Below are 15,742 nucleotides of genomic sequence, written 5' to 3'. Positions count from 1 at the left end.
CGTGCGAACGGCGTCGTAGTAAAGCGAATACTGGGTGCGTGTTGGGACAATTGCTGGGATGGATTTCACGTCTCACAGTTTTCGACATAGGGATGAGCGACGCACGCGTAACAGTCGTCCATCGTGACGGTTTGGGCCTGCTTGTAGAGCTTTCTCGCGGCCTCGATGAAATTGTCTGCTTCTTCTCCTTGTAAAAAGACGTTTTCTCCGATGGCAACAATCGGCATGCTCTCGTTAACATCGATGCTGACATTACGGGCATGCCATGCGCTGATGCGGATGAGTTCGTCGAACCGTGGCGTTCGGCGTCCGACGTGACGACCAATCTTGGCCCTGGCAACAGCAAGACTGCTGCAGGGTACGACAGTCGCGCCGGGGCCCTCGGCATCACGAAGCACTGCCTCGATCTGCTCGGTGTCGTCCACGAGAAAGCAACGGATCTCGTGCCCGCGATACGTTTCAGTCCAGCTGGGTGTGCTCTTCATTCGCTTTGCCCCTGGATGGTTCGATGATCCTCACCTGAAAAGTATCCGGCCAGTCGTCCACCTGGACAGATGTGCTCGCGAGGTAGAAGGATCCGGAGACGTTCTGTACACAGAGCAGGTACTTTCCACCATAGCCGTCATTCGCTACGGCGACGGTTGTCTCATAGCCCATGCGTGGCGTCGGGTACATGCCGCAGAGTGCCGCCGCGCTACGAGCCGAGATTTTTCGCATGTGTCGCGGTCCATAGCTCCAGTGGTTTCCGCTCTCCGGCAAGCCCGTCTGCCTGATTTCAATCACGGTGTTCTCCATGGGTCGCCGGCCGGACTGGCGGTTGTGAGGCGAAGGTACGCCGTCGAGACCACTGTCTGTATGGTTCTTGGATCATGAGCGACAACGGTCCGGCCAGCACGGTTGATCCGGTAGCTAACCGGTTTGTCTGCATAGACCCAGGCTTGCTGGCCCGAAAGCTTTGCAATGACGACCTTTTTTCCTATGTCTGCGGAAAATGCGGGGTGGTGGACGGCTGCGATCGTGCAGCGGGATCTGACGAGCAGTGCTCTGCCGTCGATATCAAGGGACGGTTCCTCGGGCGTAGCTTCATTAATTTTCATGGTGTTTTGCCAGCGCAAACATGTCGGGTGAAACGCAGAAGTACAGCCGTTGCCTGTAGCAATACGCTTCGATGTACCAGCGACGCCATTCGGTGCGAATACGATTACTGACGAGTTCGCCCGTTTCTCCCAGTTCGCGGCGGTCCCAGAAGCCGGAGCCATGGCCGGCACAGGTGAGATAGAGGTCTTGACCAAACGCGGCTGCCGGCGAGCCCGCGTCATGGTGCGAGCCATATCCAGCGCTCGCAAGGATTGCGGCGCATTCGGCCGGGTGGGCGCACGCGAATTCCTTTACAAAGGTTCGGGCGATGGCGCCGGTTTCGCGGGTGCATTTGATAGCGGTTCGTTCGGGGCCATCGATCCAGATCGCCGCGGCCATGAAATGCCGTGCTGCCGTTTCAATTTCCTTTCCGGTCATGGAATCACAGAGCCCGGCCAGTCGCTGCATGAACGTTTCTCGAACCGACACAGGGTTGGACACTCCCGACGATGCGTTGGACCTGCCAGTTATGCGTGGAATTGGGTAGATCTCGCAGAAGCTGCTCATATTCCTCGACGCGCTTGTCGGTGAACAGCCCGACAACCGCACCAGAAGAGGAGAGTCGGACTAGGGCCTTTGCGCCCGCACGTCGCAGCATGAATTCGGCGAGGGCAGGCAGGGCATCACGATGCAGCATGATGCTGCCGACGCTCGGCTTTTCGTGAACCTGACTGTTCCACGGGCTAGCGAATACGCTATCGACGGGCAACGCGAGAAAGTCGATCATGGCGAGTCGCCCATCTTCATTGACGTCGCATAGCAGCCGCATGTTGTAGGCGCAGGACTCGCCTGTGAGTACCTTGATACCGAAATGTTCGATGTGTTCCCATCTTCCGATGGTGATGGAGTCCATATGTAGTGCTTATCGTGTAGTTGAAGGGGGATTGATGTGAACCAGTTTCCGTTCGGGACCGGGGGACGATCCCGTGGCGTGTCACATCCGGAATGCCTGACGGAAGCACACCGTCAAGAACTGCTTTGCGCCTTTATCGAGCCTCGCTGGCGCCATGGGGGTAAACGAGGCATGTTCTCCTTCGTTATAGTTCAGTGTGGAAACGCGAATGTCACCACGCGGGAGGCCCTCGACGAGGATCGCCCTTCCCGGTGGCACCTGATTGAGCAGAAACTGCGTCGCCTGGTTTGTGTGATCCGTATAGAATCCGCTCGGCCAGCCTGTCAGATCGGCCTGTTTTGCCACGCGTACATCTTCTTCGTACTGCGTCAGGCCAAACGAGCCGCGACCAATCTGGCCTCTGCCTCCCTCAATTGTCTGGGCATTGAAAAAGCCCCGGAAGAATTCCATGTTCGTCAGATCGCGTACCGGCGTTGGAAACGCGGGAGATGGCATCGCGGCGACCTGGTGCATTGCGTCGATATCCGATTGCGATACCTGGTCAACGAGATGCACCAGATGAGATTGATGGTTGTTGTGAAGCTCGTGTCTGAGTACCTCCTTTGCTGTGGAGAGCGCCTGTTCACGTGTCGGTCGCGCACCATTGACTGCTGGCGTCGGCGGCACGACGGGGAGGAGATCTTCCTGTGCGGGCTCCGGCATTACGTACTGGGTTAGGGGGGCGCATTGCGTGTGTTCCGTCCGTCCCTCGTTCTGCAGGCGCAAAGAGAGCTGCAGGAGTTCGCGCTGCGCGCGGGTGTGATGCTGGCCGATCGAGGCGAGTGCCTCGGCAATTTCATCGCCGGTCATGTCATGCCCCTCATGTCATGTGCATCAGGTCATGGTGACGTGCGTGTTGTAGACCTTTGGTACAGCGATGTTGCGCTCGTCCAGCACGCACGTCTGGACATTGCTGAACGCGCCGTAGGTTGCGGCATAGTGGGAAATCATGAACAACTGGCTGAAGGGCCGGGTTTCCGTCAGCTGCTTGACGGCCTTGACCATGTTGTTCCGGTGTTCGGCGTCAAAGACGGCGCCAAATTCATCGAGAAGCAGCGGGCCATCGTCAAGATGGAGGTACATCATGGCGACGACCATGAAAGCCAGATCAATGATTTCCTGCATGCCGGTGCTGCCCTTGCTGACATCTGGCGCGTTATCCTTCGAGAGCACCTTCAGCGGGAACCGGTAGTCGAGCTCGGTACCTCCATCGCCACCGAGTCCGCAGGGCAGGATCTCAAGCGGATAGACCCAGATCTTCCGGATCAGCTGGTTCATTTCCCGTGTGAACACCCGGATGAAACCGGTAAGCCCCTGCGCGATCAGGCCATCGGTTGGCGAAAGCTCCTGCATGGCCGCAACGATCGCCGCTTCCTCGAGGGCGCGTCTGGCAATCGTCGTTTCGAGATTCGCAACGATCGCCTTCTGCTGGTTGAGGGTTGAGAGGATTTCTTCCTTGCGCGCGAGGGTGCTTTGCACCTGACGGATACACTGGTGAATGCTTGTGCGGTAAAGCATCTCCACCTGATCATGCGTGAGCTTTTCGAAATCGCGACACGCAGCTTCGATACGTGCGCTGAGCGCCAGCGCTTCCGCGAGTTTCTTGCGGTACTGGACGAACTCGGCCAGAGTTTTGCGCTGTGCGCAAAGCGCTGCGGTTAGTCCCTCGATGATGCGCCCCGATTCGCGCAGTTTCTGCGAAGATTCGCCCAGTGTCGCGTCCCCCAGACGCTCGGATTGGGCCAGCAACTTCACGACCTCTGCGAGTTCAGCTTCGTACGCGGCCGCCTTGACCTCGAGTCTGAGATCTTCACCGAGAAGGGCGAGCTTGCCGACAACCTTCACTGGGGCGAGCCTGAGATCATTCGTATCGGCCAACTGATCCCAGAACGGCTTGAGCGCCGGTGCCATGCGGATAATCTGCTGGATTTCCCGGTAGAGGTCGCCATACGCCTGGATAGCAGTGACCGTTTCCTCGGTCTGCGTAGCCTGCTTCTGCAGACGCGCGAGCGCATCCGTGGTCGCGCCGATATCCTTCACCAGTTGCTGGAGTGTCTCCTCGCTGGCGCCCTGCGTGAATACATGACGACATCGGGGGCAGGTAACGCTGCCGTTCGCACGATGCCGCTCGACGTGCAGCTTCTGCGCCTGCAACTCCGCAAGCCGCCGTGTAGTCTGCGTGCTGATCTGTCGGGTCCTGAGCAGGCGTTCACGTTCGTCTTTCAGCCGCACGGAGCTGTACAGTCCCTCTTCATTCGCGGGCAGCGCCGAAAGCTTCTCGGTGAGCGTCTCGCCTATCGACGTGAACGACTGCATGGCTGCGGCCGCATCAAAGCCTTCGAACCCCAGTCGTCGCTGCCCAAGCAGTTTCAGGCGCGCCTCCTGCAGTCGCTTGATCCGGCCGCGCAGCGTTGCCAGGTCGGCTGTCCCGCGACGCTTCAGGATGTCGACCGTCTCCCTGAGTTTCTCGTGTTCTGCGACGCAGCGCGTGAGGACCGCTTCCTGTGCTGTGATCCGGTGGCGGATCACCTCAACATGACGGTCGACAGCGTCGGTATTTTCAAAGGTGAGCTTTTTCGGGAAGCCGGATTCTTCGGGAAGCTGATCGATCGGAGCCTGCGCGCGCATCGCGAGCAACTGTCGGCTCATTGCGTGAAGCTCGCTCTCCCGGGCACGCCGGTCGGTATCGATTGCTTCGACCTCGCGTTCAAGAGGTGTGTGGAGTCCAATCAGTCTTGTCAGGTCGGTATGCAGACCCTTGACCTCTTCGTGAAGCTTGGCCTGTTCCTCCTGGGTAATAATTTTCGCCTGCTCAAGCACCAGCTGCTTTCTGTCAAGCTTGAGCGATCCGGATACGTTGCGCCAGTCGTCTTTCAGGCGGTTGTAGACGGTAATGGCGTAGTCGTAGTTCACATCCGAGAGCTTCGTGAACCACTCGCGCCGGCGCGCCGGTCCCATGGTGGTGAATCGTTCCGCTCCCAGCGCAAGCTCATGCGTCTCTGGGGTGATACCAAAGGTGTGTTTGACGAGCTCCCGCTGCACGACGCCAGTGCCACCAGGATTGAGCTCTTCGTCGTCCTTCAGGAAGCTGTGGCGGTTGGTCGACCCAAACGAACTGGTGAGTCGGTACTGGTGGCCGCCGTCGGTGATATGGATCTCCCTGGATCCGTCCTTGTGATAGTCGGCGGAACTTGCTGGGAGGGGAGTGAGCTCGCGCAGCAGACAAGATTTGCCAGAACCGTTGGTGCCGAGAATCAGCTGGATTGTCTCGGACGGCTGGATCGTGAATGTCTCCACCTGGGTAAGGGCGAAGCGTTTGAAGCCCTTAAGGATCAACGCTGTGATACGCATCGCGATCTGCCTGTGCTTGAATCATCAGGCGCATGACGTAATGGGTGCAACCTTCGCTGGCATCGATCTTTCCTCTGGCTGCGAACCCTCGCGCCATCACGAGGGCCTGGGCTGGCGAAAACCGGGCCGCCGCGCACAGGGAGAATGCACGTGCATGCGCATCAGGTTGGGTGTGAATCTGTGCCTGATTCATATGTCCACCTTGCCAGGTTGTGATTTGCCATTGGCAGCGGTGGCCTTGAACGGCCGAAGGTAAGCACGTACGGAGTCAAGGTCAACGAATTCGTTGGCATTCCACCGGCTCGCAATCAGTTCGGTCATGTCGCGCTCGATCGCGGCGAGATCAACCGTCTGTGCTGTTACCAGATGACAATGCGACGGTGTGCTCCGGCTGTCATGATGGGCACCAAAGGTGCGATATGCCTTTACCCGACCGTCGCGGGACACCGATGTTACGCGCCCCAGTGTCAAGAACGTTCGGCTCTGCGATCCTTCCTTGAGATGGACATACGACGATGTCGTCTGCGTGATGATCAGGTCTCCGCGGGCGGCTCTGAAGCTGCTCTTCTTCATTTCCATTGGCTGTTCCTTGTACCCTGCTTTAAATCTGCTGCCCATCGGTTGCCTTCATGAACTGGAGCAGGTAGCTGTTGAGCGCATCCAGGTTCTCGAATTCGTTGGCGTTCGCGTTCTTCGCCAGGCGCGCGGCCATGTCGCTCTCGACTGCGCGCATGTCAATGCGATCGGCACCAACGCCAGCGCCTCGCGCGGGCACTTCCTTATCGACGAAGTGCTGGCCGAATCGGCGCCAGGCCGTAACCGTGCCGTTCTCCTGAGCCTGTGTCACACGCCCCAGCGTCCAGAACAGGCGCGTCGGCTCCTCTTCTTCTTCCGTAGGCACGAATTCGCCCATCACAATGGCGATCAGGTCACCTCGCCGTCTTGGCTTGGTTGGCCTGTCCATGAAAGGCACTTCCGTGCCTTCCTCGTGTTGCATCGTCGGTTTTTCCATCAGTTTGTCGGTTCCATTGATGCCGGCGTCCAGCCTTCGTCGGGAAATTCGTCCTGCATGACGTCCTTGATCTCATCGGCAAGGTCGGGGCGATGCGTCGCGATCCATGTTGCAAGGGCGCCACGTGTAACGCCGTCAATATTGTCCGGGTGGATACTATTGATCACGCGATACACATCGACCCTGCGCAATTCGCCAATCGAGTTGGCTGAAACCTTGATGTAGTTTTCCAGTACGACGTTTTTCATTATTTACACTCCGCTTTTTTTTTTGCTTCTTCCAGCATGAAAGTTTTCACAAACTCGTAGGCGTAGTCCGGCGCGCCAAACTCGTTGGCGTCGGGCCGCTTCGCTACGCGTGCGTTCATGTCATTCTCGAGAGCCTGCACGTCGACTTTTCGCGATGAAAGAAGCGCGTGCTCGCCGGCCACGTCCCGGCTAACGAAATGCGTGCCGAATGTGCGGTACGCGCTCACATCCCCGTCTGGCGTGACAGCAGTTACCCGAGCCAGCGACCAATGACATGCCATCAACATCATTTCTTCGTCGCCGATCCAGGGCTTTGCAGCCATGAAAAGCATCACGTCACCCCGTTGCGCCCGGTATTTCTTGTCTTCCATAAGTTAGTTTCCTGTTAATGAATTTCCCCTCAGAGAATGATCGTATGCAGTACTTTTTTCATTTTCATTTGCAAACAATCGCAGGGGAATATCATGGCCAACCCCTCGCCATCGCATCTTCAACCGATTTCGATTGGTATCGTGGCGGAAAATAAATTGCCTTCGAGTAACACGATAGAGGTCACCCCGATCGAGAAACTGCCGTTTGTCGATGGCGAGCTGACCCAGACCGGAACAACGCTATCGACGTCAGGCACGGACGTGAACGGCGCGGCGTATAGCACCCAGGTTGCCTCGTCCACCACGATCAAGGCTGAATGGCTACGGGAGGGGGAGTCCAATCGGGTAAGCGCGCCTGACGTCAGGCGTGGCGCTCGAGTCAAGCTATACCAGTTCGCGGATTCGGACCGGTATTACTGGACGGTATGTGGAGACGATTCAGGTCTGCGGAAGCTGGAGACTGTCACCCACGCGTGGAGCGGAACCCAGGACGAGTCGGCAAAACCCGATCCATCGAATAGCTATTTCCTGCAGATCTCGACGCATACGGGGCTGATTACGCTGACAACATCGAAGGCGAACGGCGAGCCCTACGGCTATGGTATCCAGCTGAACACGAAGGAAGGGTACCTGCGGATTCAGGACGATATCGGCAACTACCTGGTGCTCGACTCGACCCAGAATCTTTGGGAGATTGGAAACGGTGACCAGTCGCTGTTCCAGATGATGCAGACGAAGCTGGCCATCATGACCCAGGCCGAGATCGACATCAAGACGACGAACCTGAACATCCAGGCGAATACCAGCCACACCGGCAATTTCACCGAGAACGGTGCGTTGCAACTTAACGGAGACATGACCACGGCGCCCGGTGCCGAAGGCGGTGGCACCGGGCAGGTCAGCATTGCAGCAAACGTCAACGTCAAGGGCAACGCGCAGATCACGGGGAACACGACGACCCAGAAGCTGACGTCGGTTGAGGATATCGACGCGCCGAACGTCAATTAGCGGGGGACCACCGGGCACGGTTACCGGAGCGCTGGCGCGGTGGCTTCGGCGATCTGATGCGCGGTCCAGTCCCAGTAGCCGCTTACCGTGTCCTGTCTGGCGACGGCCTTACGCCACATCACGCGCGTGATTACCGGATGTTCGCCGTCGCCTTCCGGGTTGTAAATGTCATCCAGGACGGTACCAGGTAGTCCCGCTTCCGTGGCCATCAGATTGAGCTGCTCAAGCGTGAGTCCGGTGGCATTCGTGAGAGCGTCTTCATCGGGCACCTTAGGTTCGGGTGCCCTGGGCGAGCCCGCCGGGTGGCTGACGACCGGTTCAGCAAGCGGCGTGAACGAGGCGGTGTGCTCACGGATCTGATGTACTGCCGTGGCATCCAGTGCCGATTCCAGCCACGGCGTAGCCTGGTCGATCGCGTACTGGATCCGGGCGCGATTGCGTTCCCGAAGTTCGGCTCCGACGAAGAATGGCGTAATCATGTTTTCGGTGGCTGCGGTGTCGTAGTCGATCATCTCAACATATCCGTGGCCTTCGACAAGATGACCGAGCCGTCCGACAGTCTCTTCGATCTCGATGTTGACATAGCCGCCACCCCGGCCCTCGAACTCCAGCGAGAGATTCAGCTGATGGCGATCGTCAAGTATCTCGATGGCACCGCTGATGAGTTCCTTGTCGAAGTCGAGACCCCAGGCCTCGAGAAAGGGGGCAAGTGCATTCGCGAGCGCGCTATCGGTGGCGTCTGCCTTGATATTGAGGGAGCCACGAAGGCAGCATTGATGTGATGACATGGTGTTGGTTCCAGTAATTGAGGGCAGTGGACGGGAGCTTATTGAGGGCTGCTAGCGCTGACAGTAGCTTGCTGATGTCGGCGCTTGCGGTTATGACGGGCCTCCCTGGCAGGAGGCATCTCGGGAAGTGGCGATACCACTGGGGCTGGCTGTAGCAGTTTTTCAGCCTGTTCGACGGCCTTTTGGGCTCTTTCCGCTTCGCGCCGCTTTTGCAGTTTGGCGTTCCATCCGAGGAAAATGTGTGGCGGTGTGTACCATGTAGCCCATGTTTGCAAAGTGAGCGAGTCTCCATGCACAACGATAGCTGGTATGCCCCGAAGGGAAAGCTGGAGATAGGTCATGTGCACGCAGAGACGGTCCTTGTCGACGCAGGTTGCATGAAACTGGGTGGGATAGTTGAACCCGAGATTGTGGAAAGCTTCGGCAAGGGCAACGACCATGCCGCCCGCGCCACATGCGGGTTCGAGAACCGTGACGAAGCCGTGTTCGCGGAGTTGCTCGCGGACCTTGTCCTCGTCGTGTAATGCCATTTGGGCCATGAAATTCTGGACGCAACCCGGTGTAAAGAACTGGCCCATACGGTCGTTGCCGATTTCAAGCGTGCTGAAGAGCTTTCCCAGCACATCGACATCGTTATTGAATTGATGGCGCATACCGAGTCCCGGGGAACCGAGCTCATCGGTGCGCTCCCGATAACACATCAATAGCTCGGCGAACATGTTTGCGATTTTTGTGACTTCTTCGGGGGTGTATCCTTTTGCAATTTCCAGATAGCGCTTTTCGCGGCCGTCGCGCTGCGCGAAATCAAAGCGGTTGCTCAGCGCGATCGCGCTCATTTCGATGAAGTCCGCAAAGACAGAGTACGGGTTATGCCGCAAAAACAGACCACGCATTATTTCTACGATGGCGTGCTGATGCGGGTCGACGTTGATCGAAAACTGGTTTCTGTTGCGACGGCCCATGCCTGGATCTCCTGAAGGGAAAATAAAAAGGGGCGCCGTGAGGCGCCCCCAATGACTGTTCCCTTCAGTGATATATATCCGAGTGCTTCTTTATTGCCGTGGGCCTTGAACGGTCTTATACCTGCCAGTCGAGTACGCGCGATGGCGGGTAAGCCGGTGTCAGGCTGGTGAGATCGAGCAGCGTGAAATAGCCGTCTTCGAATACCGCACCCGTATCGATGTAATGGACATTGCCCAGCGTGCTGTGTCCCTTGACTGGTGTATGGCCCACGACGACGGCGTGAATGTCTCCGACGCCGGACGGATCGAGAGCCATGAGGCGAGCGCGGGACCACATGGCCAGCCTGGCGAGATGTTCATGCTCCTCATCGGAAACATGTCCTTCGCTTAAGCGTGTCACGAAGTCCCGCCATGAAGGCAGCGGGCAGTCGGCGTGAATGATTCCGATCAGGCCAGCTTCGGTCTCCACCTCGATGGCGATCGGCAACTGGTCAAGCGCATCCGAGATACGTTGTTGCAGTTCGGGCGGATTGTCGATGTTCCATGCCCCGCCGTTGGAGAGATAGGTCGCTGCGTCAACGGTGCCTTGTGGCCAGCGGATGGCGAAGTCGTCGTGGTTACCGCGTACGGGATGGAACCACGGGCGGGCGAGCCATTCGAGTGCGCGGGGCGACTCCGGGCCCCTGTCAACGAGATCTCCAGTACAGAAGAGTCTATCGACGTCCAGATTGAACCCGACGATGTCGAGCAGCTGGGATAGCGCGGAAAACATGCCGTGGATGTCACCCACCGCGAAGTCCCGACCTCTCGTGTTCCGGCCAAAATGTTCGCAATGGAACATGATGCGTGCGCTCCAGAGTAACCCGGAATCTCCCGCAAATGAGGTCAGCCGCCCGCGTGTTCTCCATTCGGCGGTCGGGGCGCTCGGGCGTACGGATTCCGTGTGAGAAAACAGCGCTCATAGATGGCGTCGATCCGGGCTTCCTCCTCGGGTGTCTGTGCGCCCCGCTGGTTCACAATCCACTCTTCGGCGTCAAAAGGGAAGGGCCACGAATCGATTTCGGTGGCAGCAAGAGCGGAAATGCGTCGCCTGACTTCGAGGTCGATCTTGACCCAGGGGTGCAGGGCGGTGTGGCCTGGATCGGCGCTCGGCCGATGGAAGAAGTCCACCTCCCATTTGAGGTCACGTCCCATGCTTTCGGGAAGCGCCCCAACGGCCACGGGGTACGTGTACCGGTCTTTCAGCATCCCGCTTTCGGCGAGGACCTTGAACTGCCGGAAGTTATCTTCGGTCGTCTCGATCGGTACTTCCGAGTTCGTGCCATCTTTCAGCTTGACCTTGGTCGTGAGAACATACTGCGCAGCCTTGCGTGGTTCGTTGGGCCAGGTGGTGCGACGGATGCGGATCGTGCCGTAGCCGCCGTTCGCATCGCTCTGCTGCACCTTGATTTCCCACTGCTCGTGCCGTTCGGTAGACGTGAACCCTTGCGGCGGTAAAACCGTGGGGACGGCGCCTGCCTCTTCTGTCTGGACCTCGGGTAGCCTTGCGTAGAAGACGTATTCGATCTCATGGAAGTTCGCACCCGATGCATCTTCTTCGAGTGCCAGTTTAAGCAGGCTGGACATGGCCGCTCCTGACGGCAAAACGACGTCAATCGATGCCCCAGAGTGTCTTGATTGCGTCCAGTAGCACGCTGCCCATTTCGCGCGCCACTGCGCCGGGTGTCACCAGTCCGAGGTGCACGAGGGTGGCGTAAGTGCAGCAGGCAATGCTCAACGCGATAAATGCCGCAAGGACGCCCGCGAGTATGTAGATCTGCGTTTGCAGGCTTGCCACTTCCGGCGACATGGCCGTGCCCGATCTGGACTGCGCTGCTTCGAGCGGGTCACGTTTGCCGGCCACATAGCGCGCGAGCAGGATCATGGCCTGCGAGTGCTCAAGCTGGCCAAGGGCGTCCTTGAGCTCGCCACCTGTGGATTCCTCGGTGAGTGCCGGCAAATGCTTTCGCGCGGCGGCGAGTGTCTGGTAGGCGACCAGCAGGTCGCGCAGGGCACGCGGTGCACTCTCGTGACTTTTCAGCGGCTTCGACTCTTCGAGATCAGAAAGCACGACCCTGATGGTCTGCTCAATGTCCTCCTTCATTGTGAGGCTCCGTTTGCATCGCTGGCACCGTTCGCACCCGATGGCGCGCCGGCGGCGTTCGCCTTGTCCACTGCCGCCCTGGTCTGGGCCCACCAGGCGCGCAGATTCTTCTTGTCGATGTTGCAGCCGGCGAGGTTGGTGGTCTGGGCGATATACGCCTGTGAGAGCAGATCTTCCTTACCCTCCCAGTCGCTCGCGAGATATTGGGTACGATCCGGCGGCGGCGCCACAGGGCAATCGGCAAGGAGAATGGCAGGAATCTCGGGAAGGATCGTCTGGTAGTGGTTGACGACCGCCGGGGTGCTTTCACAACCCTCCAGACACAGGACCAGCAAACTGGCCGCCGGGAGCGTATGGAATCGTACGGAGAATCGCTTCATCGGTTTCACCCCTCCGGTTCTGGGCCAGGCATCGAAGCCGCTGACGGACTGTTAGCGGGCGGACCAGGCGTAGAATGGTCCGGCGAGGTAAATTCCGTACAACCGGGCGTGTTGGCGGGGACCGCGGCGCAATAGCTTTGCCATTAGCTACCCTTCCGGATTATGTCGGGTAAGGTTGATTTAGTGATCTGCGATCGTTCGGAGATTATGGCTCGCAGAGCATACGTGTCCAGCCCGTCACCCGACGTAATTCGCGACCCTACAGACTATTGAGGAAGCTTAAGAGCTGGTCTGGCGGTCGGTAGCGTCCTGGTTTGCCGCGCAGTGGAGAAGTCTTCTCAAGTGCTTGCTCCTTCATCGCAAGTGTTGCTTCGAGATAGATCTGTGTCGTTTCTACAGATTCATGTCCGAGCCATAATGCGATCACAGAACGATCAACGCCTGCTTGCAGCAGGTCCATGGCCATCGTGTGTCTCAAGCGGTGAACAGTGACCTGCTTCTGCTTCAATGAAGGACAAACCTTGCATGCCGCCTCGCGGTGCTTGTTTAGCAGGTATTGCACACCATGAACGCTGAGTTGTTCGCCACGCGCACTGGGAAACAGTACTTTGCCGTCACCACGCGGCGGTTCTCGCAGCCACGCCTTCAATACAGCGAGCGTCGATTTCGCGATGGGTGTGCAGCGCTCTTTTCGACCTTTTCCGTTCACCCGCACGTGAGCACCAGCACCAAGGACCAGGTCCTCGCGCTTGAGCCCGGTCATCTCGGATAGCCGTAGGCCGGTCTGTACAGCGACCAATAGAAACGCATGATCACGTCGACCAGACCAGGTACGTTGATCAGGAGCGGCAAGCAAGGCGTCGACTTCATCACGCGTCAGAAAGTGGACCAGTGTGCGTGTGTAGCGTTTGCCAGGAATGGCAAGCACCCGCTGGATCTGCGCGGAATGAGCCGGTGCTTCGAGAGCGGCATAGTGAAAGAAGGAATGGATTGCTGCAAGCCGCAGATTACGAGTGCGAACGCTAACGCCCTTGTACTTCTCAAGCTCGTCAAGGAACGCGACGATCAGGGGAGCATTGATTTCCTCAAGGCTCAGCCGAGACGGTGGCTTATGCAAGCGTTTCTGTACAAACTTCAAAAATTGACGAAAGGTATCGCAATAAGAACGGATGGTGTGATGACTCGCTTGGCGCTGCTGCATCAGGCGCTGCGTGAAGAAGCGTTCCAGTAGTGGAGCAAAGGTGGCGGAAGTAGTCATGGTCGGTCCTCCCAGCGCTGCTCGAGTCGGCGCATCGCCTCGCGCATCAGTTCCGGCGAACCGTTCAAATACCACTGCGTACCCTCGATGCTGACGTGGCCGAGGTAAGTCGACAGGATTGGCAGAAGGCGCTCGGGATCCTGCCCTGACTGATACCAGCGTATAAGTGTGTTCGTCGCAAATACATGTCTCATGTCATGCAAACGCGGGCCGTGACTGTCTAATGCACCGCGTAAGCCGATCTTCCGCGACAACGCATGGAAAGTCCTGCAAATTTGACCGGGGTCCAACCGGTTGCCCTGGCTCGAAACGAACAGGTAGGAAGATGCCGATCTGCCCGCCCAGTGATGTTCGCGTCGTGCGATATAGTCTGCGAGCACGTTGCAGGTTGATGCATGCAAAGGCAGGAGTCTCGACTGGCCCAGTTTCGCTCCACGGACCGTCAATATTCCCGCTGTCAGATCGACGTCGTGGATCTCGAGATTGAGGGCTTCACCCAGACGCATTCCTGAGACGCTAAGCAAGCCGAACAGACAATGATAGGTCCATGGCAGCAGTGCTTCCCGTTCATATCGGTATTGCAGTTGAAGCGCCGCTTTTAGTAGTTTGCGAATCTCACCAGTTGAATACAAGTACGGGTGAGCCCGCTTGGGTTTAAACGGTAACATGCCCGGCGCTGGGATCTCGGTGCGAAGATCGGTGGCACTACGATGCCTTGCAAAAACTCGCACGAAGCTCAATCGTTGTGCCCATTGCGCCGGTTGGACATTCGATGGCTGCCGAGCCCATTCGAGGGCGAGGGCTTGGGTAACGTAGGAGGCCCGATGCTGTTCCATGAACGCGACGAAATCTGGCAGGGCGCTGCCTTCCTTCTTCAACTTGAATCCCAGGCTACGCCTCAGATTGAGGTAATCCTGAACAGCTTGGCGAAGCGTGTTCATCGCACACCTCCTGGCCACGGCAATGCCAGTGTGCGCAATGCCTTGATGTCCACCTTCGCATAGATCGTCGTTGTCTTTGGACGGCGATGACCCAGCACCTCGCCGATTTCCCCCAGCGAGGCCCCTCGGCTCAACATCTGGGTGGCCAGGCCGTGGCGGAATTGATGGGCGCCCTTCGTGGGTGGGTCGACTCCAGCACGCTGAATCACGCTTCGGACGATGGAACCAACGCCACTTGAATCGTGAAAGCCGGTAAAGGGTGCGTGTGCGCGTAAAAATACGCGGCGGCTGTCATTTCTCGGTCGCCCGTGCTGCAAGTATGTGGCGATGGCTTTCCCGACGTCCGCGGGCAAGGGTAGTTCCCTCCGTTGCGCACTCTTCCCACACACATTTAACTGCCCTGCGCTCCAGTCGATATCATCGAGTTCGAGCAAGGCTATCTCACCAGACCGCAATCCTAACCGCGCGAGCAAAAGCAGGATGGCATAGTTGCGGAGACCGACCGCAGTCCGTCGATCGATGCTGGCCAGCAGTTGTCGCGTCTGTCCGGAGGAAATCGCACGTGGAATAGAAGACATGGACCAGTGGGCAACGCTTGGAACGGCAGCAGCCAGATCCAGCACAATATCGCCTCGATATCGCACATAGCGTAAAAAGGAACGCAGGGCACTGGTCATGAGCCTCGCACTTAAAGGTTTGTGCTGTGCCCGGTTCTGCACAAAACTCACGACATCCGTAGCATGTAGTCGCGATAACGTGACCTTTCCTTCACCGAAACAATGGCGAAGAAAATCGCGGACGAAATGTCCGTAATTTCTGATCGTTGTTGCAGCGAGAGCCTGGGCATCACACAAGTACAACGCATATTCACGTGTACAGATTTCGGCCGACGACGCCCGATGCGTTGCTGTCTTCTCGCCAGGTATCACGCCTTCGCTACGCAAGAAGTCGATGAAATGCTTGAGTGCAGGTTGATCCCCACGGCAAGGCTTACGATGCCGGGCGCGATAACGCAAATAGCGTATCGTGTCGTCGTAGCAGATGCTCCCTACACTGACGCCAGTCTGCTGAAGCCATTGACTAAAGCATGCGCAGATGTGGACCTGCAGCTGAATGTAGCCCGCACAGTATCCCTGAGCACTCATCGCATTCGCAAAAGATGGTAAATGATCGGCGAGTGGTCCGTCCGGTGCTCGGGTGAAAACAACCTGATCATGAATGGTGTACTTCACGATGAACTCCTTCCCCGAC

General features: G+C 57.9%; 22 protein-coding genes. 1 reads left to right on the top strand and 21 read right to left on the bottom strand.

Features of this window, described 5'->3' with window-relative positions:
- Positions 1 to 65 precede the first annotated feature (65 nt).
- From L0U80_RS30425 to L0U80_RS30375, 12 genes are all read right to left on the bottom strand, one after another.
- A complete protein-coding gene (locus L0U80_RS30425; RefSeq protein WP_233874948.1) occupies positions 66 to 485 on the bottom strand; it encodes a hypothetical protein in 420 nt (139 codons plus the stop codon).
- Positions 460 to 795 carry a hypothetical protein gene (locus L0U80_RS30420; protein ID WP_233874947.1) on the bottom strand — a complete coding sequence of 112 codons (336 nt, stop codon included), beginning with the start codon at positions 793 to 795 and terminating at the stop codon, positions 460 to 462. The genes L0U80_RS30425 and L0U80_RS30420 overlap by 26 nt, the downstream gene beginning before the upstream one ends.
- Positions 780 to 1,097: a hypothetical protein gene (locus tag L0U80_RS31995; protein WP_505880167.1), complete on the bottom strand. Its 318-nt coding sequence runs from the start codon at positions 1,095 to 1,097 to the stop codon at positions 780 to 782. Before L0U80_RS31995 ends, L0U80_RS30420 begins: the two co-directional genes overlap by 16 nt.
- Positions 1,087 to 1,545 carry a hypothetical protein gene (locus L0U80_RS30415; RefSeq protein WP_233874946.1) on the bottom strand — a complete coding sequence of 153 codons (459 nt, stop codon included), beginning with the start codon at positions 1,543 to 1,545 and terminating at the stop codon, positions 1,087 to 1,089. The genes L0U80_RS31995 and L0U80_RS30415 overlap by 11 nt, the downstream gene beginning before the upstream one ends.
- Positions 1,520 to 1,990 carry a hypothetical protein gene (locus tag L0U80_RS30410; protein WP_233874945.1) on the bottom strand — a complete coding sequence of 157 codons (471 nt, stop codon included), beginning with the start codon at positions 1,988 to 1,990 and terminating at the stop codon, positions 1,520 to 1,522. Before L0U80_RS30410 ends, L0U80_RS30415 begins: the two co-directional genes overlap by 26 nt.
- An 81-nt stretch (positions 1,991 to 2,071) precedes the next feature.
- Positions 2,072 to 2,839 carry a hypothetical protein gene (locus L0U80_RS30405; protein WP_233874944.1) on the bottom strand — a complete coding sequence of 256 codons (768 nt, stop codon included), beginning with the start codon at positions 2,837 to 2,839 and terminating at the stop codon, positions 2,072 to 2,074.
- Between the two features lie 24 nt (positions 2,840 to 2,863).
- Positions 2,864 to 5,380, bottom strand: coding sequence for a sbcc family protein (locus tag L0U80_RS30400; protein WP_233874942.1), 2,517 nt, complete (start codon positions 5,378 to 5,380; stop codon positions 2,864 to 2,866).
- On the bottom strand, positions 5,355 to 5,573 hold the full coding sequence (locus L0U80_RS30395) for a hypothetical protein (protein WP_233874940.1): 219 nt from the start codon (positions 5,571 to 5,573) through the stop codon (positions 5,355 to 5,357). Before L0U80_RS30395 ends, L0U80_RS30400 begins: the two co-directional genes overlap by 26 nt.
- Complete coding sequence (locus L0U80_RS30390; protein WP_233874939.1) at positions 5,570 to 5,959, bottom strand: hypothetical protein; 390 nt, start codon at positions 5,957 to 5,959, stop codon at positions 5,570 to 5,572. The genes L0U80_RS30395 and L0U80_RS30390 overlap by 4 nt, the downstream gene beginning before the upstream one ends.
- Before the next feature lie 22 nt (positions 5,960 to 5,981).
- A complete protein-coding gene (locus L0U80_RS30385) occupies positions 5,982 to 6,392 on the bottom strand; it encodes a hypothetical protein (protein WP_233874938.1) in 411 nt (136 codons plus the stop codon).
- Positions 6,392 to 6,640 (bottom strand): hypothetical protein, encoded by a 249-nt coding sequence (locus L0U80_RS30380; RefSeq protein WP_233874937.1) that lies wholly within the window; start codon positions 6,638 to 6,640, stop codon positions 6,392 to 6,394. Before L0U80_RS30380 ends, L0U80_RS30385 begins: the two co-directional genes overlap by 1 nt.
- Positions 6,640 to 7,011: a hypothetical protein gene (locus L0U80_RS30375; RefSeq protein ID WP_233874936.1), complete on the bottom strand. Its 372-nt coding sequence runs from the start codon at positions 7,009 to 7,011 to the stop codon at positions 6,640 to 6,642. The genes L0U80_RS30380 and L0U80_RS30375 overlap by 1 nt, the downstream gene beginning before the upstream one ends.
- A gap of 156 nt (positions 7,012 to 7,167) precedes the next feature.
- Here L0U80_RS30375 and L0U80_RS30370 point away from each other — a divergent pair, with 156 nt between their 5' ends.
- Positions 7,168 to 8,019, top strand: a complete 852-nt coding sequence (locus L0U80_RS30370) for a hypothetical protein (protein ID WP_233874935.1) — start codon at positions 7,168 to 7,170, stop codon at positions 8,017 to 8,019.
- Between the two features lie 20 nt (positions 8,020 to 8,039).
- Here L0U80_RS30370 and L0U80_RS30365 read toward each other — a convergent pair whose 3' ends face one another.
- From L0U80_RS30365 to L0U80_RS30325, 9 genes are all read right to left on the bottom strand, one after another.
- A complete protein-coding gene (locus L0U80_RS30365) occupies positions 8,040 to 8,807 on the bottom strand; it encodes a hypothetical protein (RefSeq protein WP_233874933.1) in 768 nt (255 codons plus the stop codon).
- A gap of 38 nt (positions 8,808 to 8,845) precedes the next feature.
- Positions 8,846 to 9,769 (bottom strand): N-6 DNA methylase, encoded by a 924-nt coding sequence (locus L0U80_RS30360; protein ID WP_233874930.1) that lies wholly within the window; start codon positions 9,767 to 9,769, stop codon positions 8,846 to 8,848.
- A gap of 115 nt (positions 9,770 to 9,884) precedes the next feature.
- Complete coding sequence (locus tag L0U80_RS30355; RefSeq protein ID WP_373322346.1) at positions 9,885 to 10,559, bottom strand: metallophosphoesterase; 675 nt, start codon at positions 10,557 to 10,559, stop codon at positions 9,885 to 9,887.
- A 95-nt stretch (positions 10,560 to 10,654) separates the two neighbouring features.
- Complete coding sequence (locus L0U80_RS30350) at positions 10,655 to 11,395, bottom strand: CYTH domain-containing protein (RefSeq protein WP_233874925.1); 741 nt, start codon at positions 11,393 to 11,395, stop codon at positions 10,655 to 10,657.
- Between the two features lie 25 nt (positions 11,396 to 11,420).
- Positions 11,421 to 11,912, bottom strand: a complete 492-nt coding sequence (locus L0U80_RS30345) for a hypothetical protein (RefSeq protein ID WP_233874922.1) — start codon at positions 11,910 to 11,912, stop codon at positions 11,421 to 11,423.
- Entirely contained in the window at positions 11,909 to 12,292 is a 384-nt protein-coding gene (gene lysC / locus L0U80_RS30340) for an Rz1-like lysis system protein LysC (RefSeq protein ID WP_233874920.1), read from the bottom strand. The genes L0U80_RS30345 and lysC overlap by 4 nt, the downstream gene beginning before the upstream one ends.
- A gap of 259 nt (positions 12,293 to 12,551) precedes the next feature.
- Positions 12,552 to 13,550: a site-specific integrase gene (locus L0U80_RS30335; protein WP_233874918.1), complete on the bottom strand. Its 999-nt coding sequence runs from the start codon at positions 13,548 to 13,550 to the stop codon at positions 12,552 to 12,554.
- Positions 13,547 to 14,491, bottom strand: coding sequence for a tyrosine-type recombinase/integrase (locus tag L0U80_RS30330; protein ID WP_233874917.1), 945 nt, complete (start codon positions 14,489 to 14,491; stop codon positions 13,547 to 13,549). Before L0U80_RS30330 ends, L0U80_RS30335 begins: the two co-directional genes overlap by 4 nt.
- Positions 14,488 to 15,723: a site-specific integrase gene (locus L0U80_RS30325; protein ID WP_233874916.1), complete on the bottom strand. Its 1,236-nt coding sequence runs from the start codon at positions 15,721 to 15,723 to the stop codon at positions 14,488 to 14,490. The genes L0U80_RS30330 and L0U80_RS30325 overlap by 4 nt, the downstream gene beginning before the upstream one ends.
- Positions 15,724 to 15,742 lie beyond the last annotated feature (19 nt).

The sequence above is a fragment of the Paraburkholderia adhaesiva genome (assembly GCF_021390575.1).
Taxonomy (GTDB): Bacteria; Pseudomonadota; Gammaproteobacteria; order Burkholderiales; family Burkholderiaceae; genus Paraburkholderia; species Paraburkholderia adhaesiva.
The sequence above is the reverse complement of the archived record's forward strand: the minus strand, read 5'-3'. Positions and strand labels throughout refer to the sequence as shown.

What these genes read in the sequence shown, in the direction of transcription:
- L0U80_RS30425 (WP_233874948.1), bottom strand. Translation starts at nt 485, where the DNA reads ATGAAGAGCACACCCAGCTGGACTGAAACGTATCGCGGGCACGAGATC.
- L0U80_RS30420 (WP_233874947.1), bottom strand. Translation starts at nt 795, where the DNA reads ATGGAGAACACCGTGATTGAAATCAGGCAGACGGGCTTGCCGGAGAGC.
- L0U80_RS31995 (WP_505880167.1), bottom strand. Translation starts at nt 1,097, where the DNA reads ATGAAAATTAATGAAGCTACGCCCGAGGAACCGTCCCTTGATATCGAC.
- L0U80_RS30415 (WP_233874946.1), bottom strand. Translation starts at nt 1,545, where the DNA reads ATGCAGCGACTGGCCGGGCTCTGTGATTCCATGACCGGAAAGGAAATT.
- L0U80_RS30410 (WP_233874945.1), bottom strand. Translation starts at nt 1,990, where the DNA reads ATGGACTCCATCACCATCGGAAGATGGGAACACATCGAACATTTCGGT.
- L0U80_RS30405 (WP_233874944.1), bottom strand. Translation starts at nt 2,839, where the DNA reads ATGACCGGCGATGAAATTGCCGAGGCACTCGCCTCGATCGGCCAGCAT.
- L0U80_RS30400 (WP_233874942.1), bottom strand. Translation starts at nt 5,380, where the DNA reads ATGCGTATCACAGCGTTGATCCTTAAGGGCTTCAAACGCTTCGCCCTT.
- L0U80_RS30395 (WP_233874940.1), bottom strand. Translation starts at nt 5,573, where the DNA reads ATGAATCAGGCACAGATTCACACCCAACCTGATGCGCATGCACGTGCA.
- L0U80_RS30390 (WP_233874939.1), bottom strand. Translation starts at nt 5,959, where the DNA reads ATGGAAATGAAGAAGAGCAGCTTCAGAGCCGCCCGCGGAGACCTGATC.
- L0U80_RS30385 (WP_233874938.1), bottom strand. Translation starts at nt 6,392, where the DNA reads ATGGAAAAACCGACGATGCAACACGAGGAAGGCACGGAAGTGCCTTTC.
- L0U80_RS30380 (WP_233874937.1), bottom strand. Translation starts at nt 6,640, where the DNA reads ATGAAAAACGTCGTACTGGAAAACTACATCAAGGTTTCAGCCAACTCG.
- L0U80_RS30375 (WP_233874936.1), bottom strand. Translation starts at nt 7,011, where the DNA reads ATGGAAGACAAGAAATACCGGGCGCAACGGGGTGACGTGATGCTTTTC.
- L0U80_RS30365 (WP_233874933.1), bottom strand. Translation starts at nt 8,807, where the DNA reads ATGTCATCACATCAATGCTGCCTTCGTGGCTCCCTCAATATCAAGGCA.
- L0U80_RS30360 (WP_233874930.1), bottom strand. Translation starts at nt 9,769, where the DNA reads ATGGGCCGTCGCAACAGAAACCAGTTTTCGATCAACGTCGACCCGCAT.
- L0U80_RS30350 (WP_233874925.1), bottom strand. Translation starts at nt 11,395, where the DNA reads ATGTCCAGCCTGCTTAAACTGGCACTCGAAGAAGATGCATCGGGTGCG.
- L0U80_RS30345 (WP_233874922.1), bottom strand. Translation starts at nt 11,912, where the DNA reads ATGAAGGAGGACATTGAGCAGACCATCAGGGTCGTGCTTTCTGATCTC.
- lysC (WP_233874920.1), bottom strand. Translation starts at nt 12,292, where the DNA reads ATGAAGCGATTCTCCGTACGATTCCATACGCTCCCGGCGGCCAGTTTG.
- L0U80_RS30335 (WP_233874918.1), bottom strand. Translation starts at nt 13,550, where the DNA reads ATGACTACTTCCGCCACCTTTGCTCCACTACTGGAACGCTTCTTCACG.
- L0U80_RS30330 (WP_233874917.1), bottom strand. Translation starts at nt 14,491, where the DNA reads ATGAACACGCTTCGCCAAGCTGTTCAGGATTACCTCAATCTGAGGCGT.